Source organism: Paenibacillus sp. FSL K6-1330, assembly GCF_037976825.1.
Lineage (GTDB): Bacteria > Bacillota > Bacilli > Paenibacillales > Paenibacillaceae > Paenibacillus_AQ.
This window is the reverse complement of sequence record NZ_CP150269.1, coordinates 6,106,735-6,118,902: the sequence shown is the minus strand read 5'-3', so window position 1 is coordinate 6,118,902 and position 12,168 is coordinate 6,106,735. Positions and strand designations below refer to the sequence as shown.

The 12,168-nt window shown below is 50.1% G+C and carries 11 protein-coding genes; 10 read left to right on the top strand and 1 reads right to left on the bottom strand.

The genetic code is table 11. The features are described 5' to 3' along the window. Positions 1-73: 73 nt before the first annotated feature. Complete coding sequence (locus NYE54_RS27840; RefSeq protein WP_339267740.1) at positions 74-940, bottom strand: thermonuclease family protein; 867 nt, start codon at positions 938-940, stop codon at positions 74-76. 310 nt (positions 941-1,250) lie between these two features. Between NYE54_RS27840 and NYE54_RS27835 the strand changes: the two genes are divergently transcribed. The 10 genes from NYE54_RS27835 (at position 1,251) to NYE54_RS27790 (ending at position 12,088) form a co-directional block, all read left to right on the top strand. Then, a complete protein-coding gene (locus NYE54_RS27835; RefSeq protein ID WP_339267739.1) occupies positions 1,251-2,405 on the top strand; it encodes a hypothetical protein in 1,155 nt (384 codons plus the stop codon). Next, positions 2,405-3,655 (top strand): ATPase, T2SS/T4P/T4SS family, encoded by a 1,251-nt coding sequence (locus tag NYE54_RS27830; RefSeq protein WP_339267737.1) that lies wholly within the window; start codon positions 2,405-2,407, stop codon positions 3,653-3,655. The genes NYE54_RS27835 and NYE54_RS27830 overlap by 1 nt, the downstream gene beginning before the upstream one ends. Beyond that, positions 3,652-4,509 (top strand): type II secretion system F family protein, encoded by an 858-nt coding sequence (locus tag NYE54_RS27825; protein WP_339267735.1) that lies wholly within the window; start codon positions 3,652-3,654, stop codon positions 4,507-4,509. The genes NYE54_RS27830 and NYE54_RS27825 overlap by 4 nt, the downstream gene beginning before the upstream one ends. A gap of 15 nt (positions 4,510-4,524) precedes the next feature. After that, positions 4,525-5,397 carry a type II secretion system F family protein gene (locus tag NYE54_RS27820; protein WP_076324652.1) on the top strand — a complete coding sequence of 291 codons (873 nt, stop codon included), beginning with the start codon at positions 4,525-4,527 and terminating at the stop codon, positions 5,395-5,397. A 20-nt stretch (positions 5,398-5,417) separates the two neighbouring features. After that, a complete protein-coding gene (locus tag NYE54_RS27815) occupies positions 5,418-5,609 on the top strand; it encodes a Flp1 family type IVb pilin (RefSeq protein WP_076324651.1) in 192 nt (63 codons plus the stop codon). After that, a complete protein-coding gene (locus NYE54_RS27810; RefSeq protein WP_339267732.1) occupies positions 5,602-6,276 on the top strand; it encodes a TadE family protein in 675 nt (224 codons plus the stop codon). Before NYE54_RS27815 ends, NYE54_RS27810 begins: the two co-directional genes overlap by 8 nt. Before the next feature lie 2 nt (positions 6,277-6,278). Continuing rightward, on the top strand, positions 6,279-8,510 hold the full coding sequence (locus NYE54_RS27805) for a hypothetical protein (RefSeq protein ID WP_339267730.1): 2,232 nt from the start codon (positions 6,279-6,281) through the stop codon (positions 8,508-8,510). A 17-nt stretch (positions 8,511-8,527) separates the two neighbouring features. Further along, the gene (locus NYE54_RS27800) at positions 8,528-9,514 is read left to right on the top strand and encodes a TadE family protein (RefSeq protein WP_339267728.1); all 987 of its coding nucleotides are present in this window, start codon (positions 8,528-8,530) and stop codon (positions 9,512-9,514) included. Positions 9,515-9,699: 185 nt separating this feature from the next. Then, positions 9,700-10,212, top strand: a complete 513-nt coding sequence (locus tag NYE54_RS27795) for an A24 family peptidase (RefSeq protein WP_339267726.1) — start codon at positions 9,700-9,702, stop codon at positions 10,210-10,212. 13 nt (positions 10,213-10,225) lie between these two features. Further along, positions 10,226-12,088, top strand: a complete 1,863-nt coding sequence (locus NYE54_RS27790; protein WP_339267724.1) for a DUF6382 domain-containing protein — start codon at positions 10,226-10,228, stop codon at positions 12,086-12,088. Positions 12,089-12,168: the final 80 nt, after the last annotated feature.

Below are 12,168 nucleotides of genomic sequence, written 5' to 3'. Positions count from 1 at the left end.
GTGGCTCCTTTTCATTTACGGCTAAAATTTATATAAGATGAACATGAGCGTTCATTTCATATATCAGATGATTTTACTTCGGGGCCCGGAAACCGGCCTGGACGGCTTCTGCCTCGCTGCAGAACCACTGCTCCTGCTTCGTGCGCTCATAGTATGGAGATTCCGGTGTGTGGTAGATTTTTTCACCCTTCGAGTTGATGTTGCCTTTGATGTCGCAGCCTTGCTTTGACTTTTGGCTGTTCTCTTTCGGGGCTTGGGTTGCTGCTGTGCCATTTACGCTGCTGTTGTTCTTGTTGTTGGCGTCGTCCTGCTCCTCCGGATGGAAGCCGTCTTCCTGGGCATAGTTCTCTACGCTCCATATGCCAAGCGCCTTGTCCCGGCTGATCCGCTGCAAGTCATCAAATTTGTCTACATAGCGGGTGTTGGGCGGGTAGATATAGGCCACGCGGGCGAGTCCTTCTTCAAGCAGCGATTCCTGGACCATCTTTCCGTCGGCATATACATACGCAAGAAGCCTGGAGTATTTATCGCGGTTCGGACCGATATCAAATTCCAATTCAAGTTGATCGGCTTGTTCCACCAGATCCTTCGTAAAAGCCTTGGCCTCGGGCCCGAATGGTTGTACGCCCAGCTTCGGATGACTCGTCTCAGGCGTGTCGACCAGGAGCATCCGAACGTTCTCCTTTTTGCCTTCGAACATTACGCTGATGGTGTCTCCGTCAACGGCTTTAACCAGTTCCACGGCTACCCGTGGAAGATTCAGATCATCGGTTGGATAGGTCGTTTGTTTGGAATTCGTCGTGCTGGTGTTTGACTTGGCTTCGGATTTAACGGTTGTTGCGGTTTCATTGTTTGATGTCGCAGGGGACATCAGCGGCTGGCTGCAGCCGGATAATAACAGCAGGGCGGTTAGAAACGCGGCTAATATACGTTTGTTCATGGGTGTCACTCTCCAGACTTGGAAGTATTGGTTTAGATGGTTTAGGAGTTTATATATGTTAATTCTATATAAGAAGTTTCTATATAGAGAACACTCGTTCTAAGCCTATATAGTAGGACATTTATCCTTGTTTTGACAATAGTGATTAAGGGCTATCTGTATATCAAAAATAAAATCTTGCCGTTCTGCTGCAACTGTGATATTCTAATGTCAAATTATAACAGACAACGGAAGCACCGTTCATTGACCGCATATTGCGGCCTTTGACGGTGCTTTTTTGGCGTTGTTACAGAAAAGAGGGATTGGCTTTATGATACCGGCCCGACTTGTGCTGGCAGTGCAGGATTCCCGGTATGTTGAACCGCTGCTGAGTTATTTGCATGGAAGTTCTTACGGATCGGTTCTTCAGGTGATCGCATTTACCCGCACCGATTCATTTCTACATTATATGGAAGTGGGGGAAGTGCCGAATCTGGTCGCGGGGGATACGGAAATGCTGGAGAGTTGGCTCAGCCGGGGGGAGACTTCGGTTCCTTGGCTGCTTCTAAGTGAAGGCCATTCATCATCTTCTCTCGTAGAGGGGGGCAACAGTACATTCAAGTATCAACCGCTGCCTCAGTTGATGGAAGTCATCATCACCCACTGTAAGGGAAGCGGTGGGGCGCTGGAGAAACTGAATGTCGGAACAACCTCGGTGATTGGCATCGTATCTCCCTTGAGCGGGAGCGGAAAGTCAACGATAGCCATGAACATGGCGAAGCAGTTGGGCGTGCTGGGATTGAAGGTGTTCTATCTCAATTTGGAGACGGTGAACAGCAGTGCATTATTTCCTTCCGGTTCGGTGGGCATGGAGGGCAGCTTTTCAAGATTGTTGTATGACATTAAGGCCTCACAAGAATCGGCTTCGGGGACCGAGTTGTCGATAACCCCTTATATCATCCGACATCATGGCCTGAAGTGCGATTCTTTTGAGCCCAGCTTCAATGTAAAGGAAATCACGGAGATGACCATGGAGGACACTGCTTTGCTGCTGGCTTCCCTCGTATCGTGTAATCAATATGATGCCATTGTCGTGGATACCGAGGGATACATGGAGGAACGAATGCAGGCGGTTCTTGAACAGGCCGGAGTACTATTCTGGGTTTTACTGGATGATTTAATGAGTATGTATAAGAGCGGTGTATGGATGGATCAACTGGAGCTCAAGGATTCCGTGCTTTTCGGAAACTTGAAGAAGCGGAGCCGATTCATTGTCAATCGATACACAGGACAACTTGTTAACGGATTCCCCCGCAAGGATATCAGCATAGACAGCGTACTGCCTTATATTCCTTCATGGAAACAGCTCCATCGGGAAGAACTGCTGTTGTCCTCACCCATCTATCAGAGAGAGGTATTGAAGCTCTGCCAGCAGCTGCTGGAGGGCTCAAGTATCACACCAGTGCAAGCGGGTGGTGAGCAGTGATGATGGAGGATCCGTTCAAGTCGGTTCGTGACCAGGTTCGTTCCGAGCTTGATATGAGTGCGAGCATTAACAATTCGGAATTGATGGCCCGCATCGAGGAACTGGTATGGAGAAGACGCGAGCTTATGGAGCTGACAGCCGCCGAGAAGCGGAGGCTGGTGCGGAGAGTATTTGATTCTTTTCGCGGGTTGGATGTGCTTCAACCATTAGTGGATAATCCTCGAATTACGGAAATTATGATTAACAGTCACCAGGACATATTCATAGAGCAGGATGGCGAGGTGAAGAAGCTGCCGCTCCAATTCGAATCGCAGAGCCGCCTGGAGGATATCATTCAGAGCATTGTCGGTACGGTAAACCGGGTAGTGAATGAATCAACGCCCATCGTTGACGCCAGATTGAAGGATGGCTCGCGGGTAAATATCGTACTGCCTCCAATAGCGCTGAAAGGGCCGACCATGACGATCCGTAAGTTTCCGGAATCGCCGATGACGATGGATGACCTGGTTGGAAGGGGCGCGCTAACAGAGGAGGCAGCGGAGCAGCTTCGGATATTGGTCAAGGGTAAATACAATATTTTTATAGGCGGAGGGACAGGTTCGGGGAAGACGACTTTCCTGAATGCATTATCGCAGTATATTCCGCCTGATGAGCGTGTCATCACGATCGAGGATTCGGCGGAATTGAAGATCGTGACGGTTCCGAATCTCGTGTCGCTGGAGACCCGGAATGCCAACACGGAAGGCCGGGGGGAAATCGCGATACGCGATCTGATTCGTTCCTCGCTACGGATGCGCCCCGATCGGATCGTGGTGGGCGAGGTACGGGGAAGCGAGGCGCTGGATATGCTGCAGGCGATGAATACTGGGCATGACGGAAGTCTGTCGACGGGGCACGCCAACAGCACGCAGGACATGATCAGCCGTTTGGAAACGATGGTGCTGAGCGGTGCGGATCTTCCGATCAGCGTAGTCCGTCAGCAGATTAGCTCGGCGATTGATATTTTCGTTCATTTATCCCGGCTTAGAGATCGATCGCGGCGCGTAACGGAGATTAGCGAAGTGATCGGAATGAGCGGCGGCGAGGTGCTGCTGAATCCACTGTACCGGTTCCGCGAGACGGGCGAATCAGGCGGCCGGGTGATTGGGTGTCTTGAACCTTGCGGTAACCCGCTTCAATCGGCGGACAAGCTTCATATGGCCGGGATTACGGCTTGGCCGCTGCAGAAGATGATGGAGGTGACGTCATGAAGCAATCTGGCGGTTCGGTATTGACTCCGGAAGAGGGTCAAGGTGAGAGGGTGATCAAGAGGAGTAAGGGGGCTGGAAAGCGTGAGCATGCTGCGCCTACTCGAACCAACACTCTCCCGGATTACGGCGTCTATCATCTCTCGCTTAGACAGAGAACAGGATGTGTCATCCTTGGCGGCCTTTTGTTTTTCTTCATCGGTTATCTGTTTTATCACAATCTGATTTTGTCGCTGCTGCTTGGAACGGGAGGTCTGACGGTCCCTAAATTTTGGCGACGGTTTATGTTGGAAATCAGGCGCAAGACGCTGAATCTTCACTTCAAGCAAGCTCTGTATTCCTTGTCCTCATCTCTGTCGGCTGGCCGCTCCGTAGAGAATGGGTTCAGGGACGCCGTTCAGGACTTGCTGCTGCTGGATCCCGGGGGCAACAGCGATCTGATCTTTGAACTCAAAGTCATTGTGTCCCGTTTGGAGTACGGCGAGCCTATTGAAACAGCTTTGCAGGATTTTGCACGTAGGGCGGGGATGGAGGATCTAACGAACTTTGCCGATGTCTTCTCGACTTGCAAACGAACAGGCGGTGATCTGGTTGAAGTCGTGCGCAGAACCTCTTCTGTCATCGGAGAAAAGCTGGATATTCAGCAGGAGATATCCGTCATGATCGCCCAGAAGCGGTTTGAATCCAAGGCGCTTCTTGCGGCTCCTTTCCTCCTGCTGCTGTTCATGAATATGACATCTCCCGATTATATGGAGTCCATGTATAGCGGATCGGGGATCATAATCTCTACTTTTGCACTGGCGGCTCTAGGAGGCTGTTTCTTATGGATCACCAAAATGATGAATATCAAGGTGTAAGGAGGTGAGGCGGGCATGCTGACATGGATATCCGGCGCGCTGATGGTTCTGCTTGTGGGTGGTTGGGTGGTGCTGAATCAAACGTGCGGCGAACGGTACCATCGTCTTGGCAAAGTGCCAATGGAAGGTCTTAGGCTGCAGCGGTTAGCACCGCCTCTGTTGTTTCTGCTCGAGCGAGGGAAGGTTCCAATGCGCCTGCCGATTATATTTTATCGAATGCAGGGCTCCGTTCAGAAGATCCATGGCTTGCGGCACAGCACAGAAATGACATTATTGTTTATGGCCGAGGCACTTGCGTATACATGGCTTATTTTGATCGGTGGCTGCCTGTGGACATTGCTGTTGGGGGATGTCATCGGACTTCTGGCCGGATTGGGATTGGGTGCATTGCTGCCCGTCGCTTTGGTAAAGGACCTCCATAAAAAGGTCACGCTGCGTGAGCAGGATATCGTGATGGAGCTGCCGGAGCTTCTGAACAAGATTGTGCTGCTTGTTGGCGCCGGCGAGACGGTGCAGCGGGCGATCATTCATTGCGTGGAACGGAACAAGGACGCGAACCATCCCCTGTATGCTGAGCTGAAGAGAATGGTGCTTGAATGGGAGGGAGGCCATCCGTTCCAGCAAGCCTTCGAGCAGTTCAATAAACGGTGCGGCGTTCAGGAGGTATCGATATTTACAACAACCGTCCTGCTTAATTTTAGGCGTGGCGGGAATGACTTTGTCCTGGCACTGCGGGATTTGTCCCGCGTGCTGTGGGAGAAGCGCAAGGCCATTGCAAGAACAAGGGGCGAGCAGGCCTCCTCAAAGCTGGTGCTGCCAATGGTGGTCATTTTCATGATCGTGATTGTTTTGCTCGGAGCGCCTGCATTTATGATGATGAACATGTAGAAGGGACCGGTGTATGAAATATGATGTTAAGCATGGCAAAGAACGGGATGAAAGCTTTTTGGAAGGATGAGAAAGGGATAGGAACGCTGGAGATGATCCTGATCCTAGTCGTTATTTTGATTATCGCGCTTATATTTAAAGATCAGATTACGGCCTTGGTGAACAACTTGTTTAAAAACGTGAATAACAAGAGTAAAGAGTTCCTTGAATAAACGGCTGCCGAGAAGATGGAAGGACGAGACAGGGAGCTTCACGGTGGAAGCTTCCCTGGTTCTTCCCATCGTACTGATGGTGACGGTATTGCTTCTGTTCCTATGCTTGTATATCTACCAGAAGTCGATGCTGGTTCAGGCATCGGCCGCGGCTTCCGAAAGGACCGCGTATAGCTGGGACAACAGCCACAAGTTCGCAGCTACGGGATCCGTAGGGCAGGGACAATATGATTCGTTATATTGGCGGTTAACGGATGATCATGTTCTAGGAAGTCTATTTGGTTTGGCCGGTGGAGACGGCACGAAGTCGATACAATTGCCGCACGGCGAAGAAGGCAGTGGGAAGCTGCCGGAACTCAAAATGTCCAAGGGCGGTACGGCTGTGCCCGCTAGCATGGCGGGAGAGATGCGTTATTCGAATCAGCTGCTCATTCGAAAGGTGACGACTTCGTTAAATGAGCAGGTATCTCTGACGCCATTGAGTCGAATATTGGACGATGGAGGTCAGATCAAGGTCAGCGCACAATCGATCGTGGTGGATCCTGTTGAATTTATTCGCACGGTGGATCTAATGCGATATTACGGATCGAAGTTTCAAGGCGGGAGAAATGGAACGGATAAGGCTGCCGCAGGAGAAGTTCTACAAAAGTTCGGAGGTTCGCGATAGTCATGACGAAGCATGGGAAAGCGCGGTCTAGTCGGAAAAGGAGAGAGGTGGGCCGATCGTCCGATGGATCTGTATCTGTTTTTTTGATTATCGCCCTGGCAGCCGTATTTATGTTTGTAGCCATATTCATTGATTTCTCGCGTATCGCGGCCATGAAGGTGCAAAGTGAGAGGCTGACAAGAGCAGCCGTACGCTCCGTGATGTCCTCCTATGATCCGCAGCTGCAGAAGGAATATGGATTATATGCCCTTGGGGACACCAGCGGCGATCTCATTATGGGCAATGTGCTGAATGACAGCATGAATCCGGGAGAACGTAGCGATGCATTCCGGTTAATGGCAATGGAGCTCGATAGTTCGGGTCTTGAGCTGCAGCGTCCGCTGGGGACTTATGACATATTCAACCGGCAGATTATCGAGGATATGAAGTATAAAGCGCCGATTGATTTCACTTTGGAATTAGTGGGCAAGTTCAAACCGTTATCGCAGTCCATGAAGGAAGCTTCCAATACGGTAGATGTCCTTAAGAAGCTTCGCAAATTGTATGACAAGCGGGAAGCGGCGCTGGATGAAATGCTGGCAAAGCAGCGAAAAGCAGGGGAGCATGCAATCCGGCTTTCGAAGCTTGTTATGGATCCGCCGGGACAATCGATCTCCGACACTTCGCTGGGGGGCAGTATGTATACCGCCGCTGATGTGGCATCGCAATACGAGGATTATAAGGCTAAACAACAGGAAGATGTGGACAGGCCTCCTAAGGAACAACAGTATACGCTGCTGCTCATGGCTTACCGGAGCGGAATTTCTTCCATTGGCTCACAGATTTCGAGGGAGGCCAGCCGAGTTCAGAAGGAGAATGACAAGCTGCTCTCGGATGCGCATCAATTATGGGAGGAAGCAAGGAATCTGAATGAAGAGATGAAGCAGGTCATCAAGGATTCCGAGAACCGTTCATCTAATAGGGGATATGATCAGGTCACGAATGATGTAACACCAGGGTCTAGCGATTCATCCGGGGCAGAAGCGGAGATGATTCAATCCATACGGAAGCAAGCTGACAAATTAATTCACAGCGATGAGTTCTTGAACGGCTTCCGGCAAGAGATTGATAGCCAGGAGAGTCGATACCAACAGGTTGCCCGAGCGGTCACCACTCTTCAGTCTTCGCTGGGGGGAGAGGGAATGAAGGGGACGGTGCTTGAAGCCAGTCGCACATTACAAAGTTTTGTGTCTAATTATGGAGTATCAGGCAGTGGAAATATTATAGATCGGCAGCAGGCGTCATTGGAACAGTTCCGCACATCCGATAAGGAACGGAAGGCGATGGAGAAGCAGGCTAGTCAGAAGCTGAAGCAGGCATCCAAAGTCATTGAGGCGATTAACGGGTTGAATGGACAACATCAGGCGATTATGGATGAGTTCCGTGAACTCCAGCAGTACTATGACGAAAGCCTTCAATTTAATGCTGAAGCGGACAACATGAATAAGGGAAAGCCTATGGACGATGATCCGTATGATGCCGGTAAACAAGCAATGGATAATATGGACGGTATGTTTGGATTTATGGGGAACGTGCTGGGCGGTGTCAGGGATGAACTGTTTCAAAATGAGTACGCCGTTCATTATTATCAGCATTTTGATATTGGGAAATTAACCGGAATGGTTGATGGTTCCAACACGGGCGGGGATGTCATCCAGGAATTCGCCATTGGGAACCAGGAAGTGGAGTACATTCTATACGGATTTCATAACCCCGCCGGGAATATCTCGGCGGCCTATGCAGAGATCTTTGGTTCCAGACTCGCGATCCGGACGATGGAAGGATTCATTGTGAATAGTAAATTGGGAAATCCGTTGGCGATTTTGGCGGCAGCGATTCTGTATGGGATTGAGAAGGCCATTGAGGATATGATCCAGTTGTGTCAGAAGGGGAGCGTTCGGCTATCCAAGTATGTCCCCGTTGAGCTGACTTACAGGGATCATTTGCGAATATTTCTGTTTATTCACAGCAATAACGAGAAGAAGCTGTCGCGTATGTTGGCGTTGATTCGATTGAACACCGGCATCAATCCTGCGGAGCGATTTACCTACGCTTCAGGAGAGGTCAAGACGGCCATGCGTTTATGGTTTCTTCCAGGGGTGACGAAAGCAATCGGCGTTGTATTTGGAAGCGATGGGGACGAAGTTCAGGGAAATCGTTACATGGTAAAGCGCAAGGCGGATTTTTCCTATTAGGATTAGGGGTACTTTGAATGAAACGATTATCGGTAATACAGAAACCTCTCCATAAAGGTAAAGCGTCATCGGAACAAGGAAGCATGGTGGTGGAAGCTGCACTTGTGCTGCCGATGTTTATGTTTTTTGTCATTTTTCTCATTTATATCGTGCAAATGACGTTGATATCGACAGCGCTCCAGAGTACCGTTTCGGATACGGTCAAAACCGTAGCGGCTCATATGTATCCCGTCTCGCTAGCCGTGCAGGCCAATGCCGATGGTAGTGGAACAGGAGAAGGTTCACCAAGCACATCCCATTGGGAGATTCCCAAATTGTCACTTTCTGATTGGGTTTCGAATTACAGCGACTCTCTTCCTTCTCCTGTTAATGAATGGATAACGCAAGCCGTAGCGTCAGGCGAGGAGCCGCTGCAGCAGCTTAAGAACCAAACCGTGGAAGCCGTACTCGATCCCGTGGTCAAGCCGATGCTGAAGCCATTTATGCCTGATAATCTTCTGGACTATGATCGAATCCATGTGTCCAATGTTCACATTCCGAATTTGAAGAGCGGGGCGAGTCCCTATTTCGGCATTGAGGTGAATTACGCGCTTCCGATCCGGGTTCCTTTCTTGAACAAACGCATCGTGCTGCAGGCAAAAGCTCAGGAGAGATTATGGATCGGTGACACCGGCGAAGGAGGGACGGGTTCAGGGAATGGCTCGGGGACTAACGGGGCTATTGAGCTGTTGGAGAAGCCGAATCCGGCCGTTGCTAGCAAGCAGGCTAAGGTAAAAGTGAAAGTGGAGCCGGGAAGCAGTGCCCAACTGTCAGTCTATTATAAGAGTGGTCAGAGCACGGCTAAATATTTGGGCTGGGAGACCGCCGACGGTAACGGCTATATCGAGTGGGAATGGAACGTAGGCTTTAATACAACGCCTGGAACGTGGCTGTTTGTCGTTGAGACAGCAGACGGACAGCGAATTGAGGTTCCGTTTACGGTGGTGGCGCGGTCAGGTTCTTGAGGCTTGATAGCAAGAGTCCGAAATGAAGTGTTCCCTAAGAAGCGTTTCAGAGAAGTGTTTCAAATAAGTTTTTCAAATAAGTTTTTAAGAGAGTCATTCTAAAGAAGCATTCGTTGTTCATCCATAGTTAAAATCTTATCAAGGCTATTCCAGTGAATAGTTTAAGCAGGGAGTTTTGATGTAGTATGGCCGTTGCTTTTGTTGTTTGTGCCGTTTATCTGATCGCGGCATTCATTACAGATCTTCGTTCCATGAAAATACCGAATGTTTTAACCGTTTCTGCTATGCTGTCCGGTCCTGTCTATTATGGCGTTCTGGACGGGTGGGAGGGGCTGTTCTTTTCTTTGCAGGGTCTTGGAGCAGGGTTTCTTATCTTGTTGATCATGTATTTTATAGGGGCTGTGGGAGCGGGTGACGTTAAGCTGTTTGGGGGGATTGGTGCCTGGACCGGTTTATGGTTTACCTTGCAGGGCATCATGTATTCTGTAATTTTTGCCGGTGTCATCGGTTTGCTCATCCTGCTCTGGCGGCGGGAAACGATGAAGCGAATACGCAATGTCGTTGGCAGTATCGCCGGCGTTTTTGTTATGAAGAGCTGGTTACCATGGCGCAATAGCCAGGAGGAACACTTGCGATTCCCCTTTATGATTGCTGTCCTTCCTGGTGTAATCAGCACGTATGTGGTACTGCACTTGTAGGAGGGGGGAGCTTATGCTCGGATTAAAGGCGGATTTTATGCAGAATGGTGGAACCATTATGGTGCTGGACCGGGCTGAAGGAATCCAATCATCAGAACTTAATCATGTACAGCTGGGAATGATCCGTTCTTCGAGAATCCCTCATTTCTTGAAGCTGCATATGAAAGAAGTCGATTATAAGGTAACGCTGGAGTATGATATCACCGGCAAAAAAATGCTGTCTCAAGCGTTAAAGAGCGAGCGAATGACGCTGACCGAATATTTTGGATTGCTGCTGCAAATCGTCACCGCTCTGGAGGACAGCAAGCTGTATATGCTTCAGCCGGAGAATTACATACTTCATGAGGATTATCTGTTTATTGAAGGTTCCCTGGATCTTGGCACTTTATATTTAACGTATGTTCCCGTTGCAGCTACCGAAGCAGGCGGCACACGTCTTCCAGTTATGCTCAAAGAGCTAATGACAAGGTTGCTCGCATCGGTGACGGAGCTAAAAGGGGGAGGGATACAGGCACTGATGTCGTTTTGCAGTGAACAGAGCTTCAATCTGCCGGGACTTAAGAAGCTTGTGGTCGACCTGTTAGCAGGAGAGGGTGAAGACCATCGTGCTGTAACTCAAGCAAATGCAGCAGTGTCTTCAGGTTTGAATCAAGGATCGCTCTATACCGGTAGTCAATCAAGCAACATGGGCTCCAAGCCTGCATTCGCATTTACAGAACCGGCTCGCGGGCGGACTGCAGTGCCGCAGACGGAGAGTGACATCAACACGGATAAACAGAGTTTAATCCGAGGTCTGACTGAGCGTACCAATGAGATGTTTGGGAAGAGGGGCAAGAGCGAGGAAACGAATTCTCATGTGGGTCGAAGCCCTTTGGGTTCCACTCCCTCGTGGCTGCCTGATACGGATGATACAAATTCAGAAGCTTCGGACAATGACAAGACTTCGCCTCTTCGCACCTATATTTTATTAGGATGTTTGCTCGCCGCAGCGGGAGCTTGGAGATTACTTTACATGAATCAGCCTACTTCACTGATGTTGGGGTTGTCGGTTGGGATTACGATTCTGCTTGCTGCAGTAACCTGGCTTGGCTGGACAGGTAAACTTCAGCTGCTATCACGGAGATCCGGCGATTGGTCCGGTTCCCTGCCCATGTTCGAGTCAACAGAGCTTAGCCCGCAGGAGCATTCCAAGTGGAAGTCCGTCCCACGTTTTCAGGCGGATCCTTTATCGGGGCTTCTTGGGGATAACTCGGAAACAGACGCCGGAAAAGCAGAAGCAGAGCTTGAGGAGGGAAAAGAGAATTGGAGATGGCGGGTCCCTAAATCTCCAGTTAACTCCGAGAGAGATCACCATTCAGCGGGATATCCTGCACAGTCTCCGCAGGGCCATGCTTATTCGCGTTCATCTGAGGCAGCAGCTGCGACTGCGGATCCATATGGGGAGGAGGGGGATTATTATGCCCAGTTGGCCCAACGGACGGAGGTGCTTTCGGTCCCTGGAGGCGGGGGGGCTACCGTGCTGCTAAGTCCGGATGCCGCAGCCCGTCCAGGCGTGCAACATTCAGCAGGTGCTTACCTCGAGCTAAACGAACCGAATGCAGTTACCCCCCAGCGGATTGAACTGCATCAGCCCCATTTCATTATCGGCCGGTCCCCTGACGTAGCCCAATTCGTCGCACAGGGAGTGGGGACTTCACGGGCACATGTCGAACTTTCGCGTGAAGGCGGAGGTTACGTACTGAAGGATCTGGGTTCGAGAAATGGCACGATGTTGAAGGGGGAGTCCATGGTGCCTTATAAAGAATACCCTCTGATGGAGGGGGATGTCTTTATTATTGCGGGATGGGAGTTTACCTTGCGCAGGGGTTTATATTAATACGGGGTTATTATTGTAGAAGTAGGATTTGCGAAGCTATTATTCTATGAAGCTTAGAGAAAATTCGGATTATTGCAGAG

Bases quoted from the DNA above. Each gene is read 5' to 3' on its own strand.
- NYE54_RS27840 (WP_339267740.1), bottom strand. From the start codon at position 940: ATGAACAAACGTATATTAGCCGCGTTTCTAACCGCCCTGCTGTTATTA.
- NYE54_RS27835 (WP_339267739.1), top strand. From the start codon at position 1,251: ATGATACCGGCCCGACTTGTGCTGGCAGTGCAGGATTCCCGGTATGTT.
- NYE54_RS27830 (WP_339267737.1), top strand. From the start codon at position 2,405: ATGATGGAGGATCCGTTCAAGTCGGTTCGTGACCAGGTTCGTTCCGAG.
- NYE54_RS27825 (WP_339267735.1), top strand. From the start codon at position 3,652: ATGAAGCAATCTGGCGGTTCGGTATTGACTCCGGAAGAGGGTCAAGGT.
- NYE54_RS27820 (WP_076324652.1), top strand. From the start codon at position 4,525: ATGCTGACATGGATATCCGGCGCGCTGATGGTTCTGCTTGTGGGTGGT.
- NYE54_RS27815 (WP_076324651.1), top strand. From the start codon at position 5,418: ATGATGTTAAGCATGGCAAAGAACGGGATGAAAGCTTTTTGGAAGGAT.
- NYE54_RS27805 (WP_339267730.1), top strand. From the start codon at position 6,279: ATGACGAAGCATGGGAAAGCGCGGTCTAGTCGGAAAAGGAGAGAGGTG.
- NYE54_RS27800 (WP_339267728.1), top strand. From the start codon at position 8,528: ATGAAACGATTATCGGTAATACAGAAACCTCTCCATAAAGGTAAAGCG.
- NYE54_RS27795 (WP_339267726.1), top strand. From the start codon at position 9,700: ATGGCCGTTGCTTTTGTTGTTTGTGCCGTTTATCTGATCGCGGCATTC.
- NYE54_RS27790 (WP_339267724.1), top strand. From the start codon at position 10,226: ATGCTCGGATTAAAGGCGGATTTTATGCAGAATGGTGGAACCATTATG.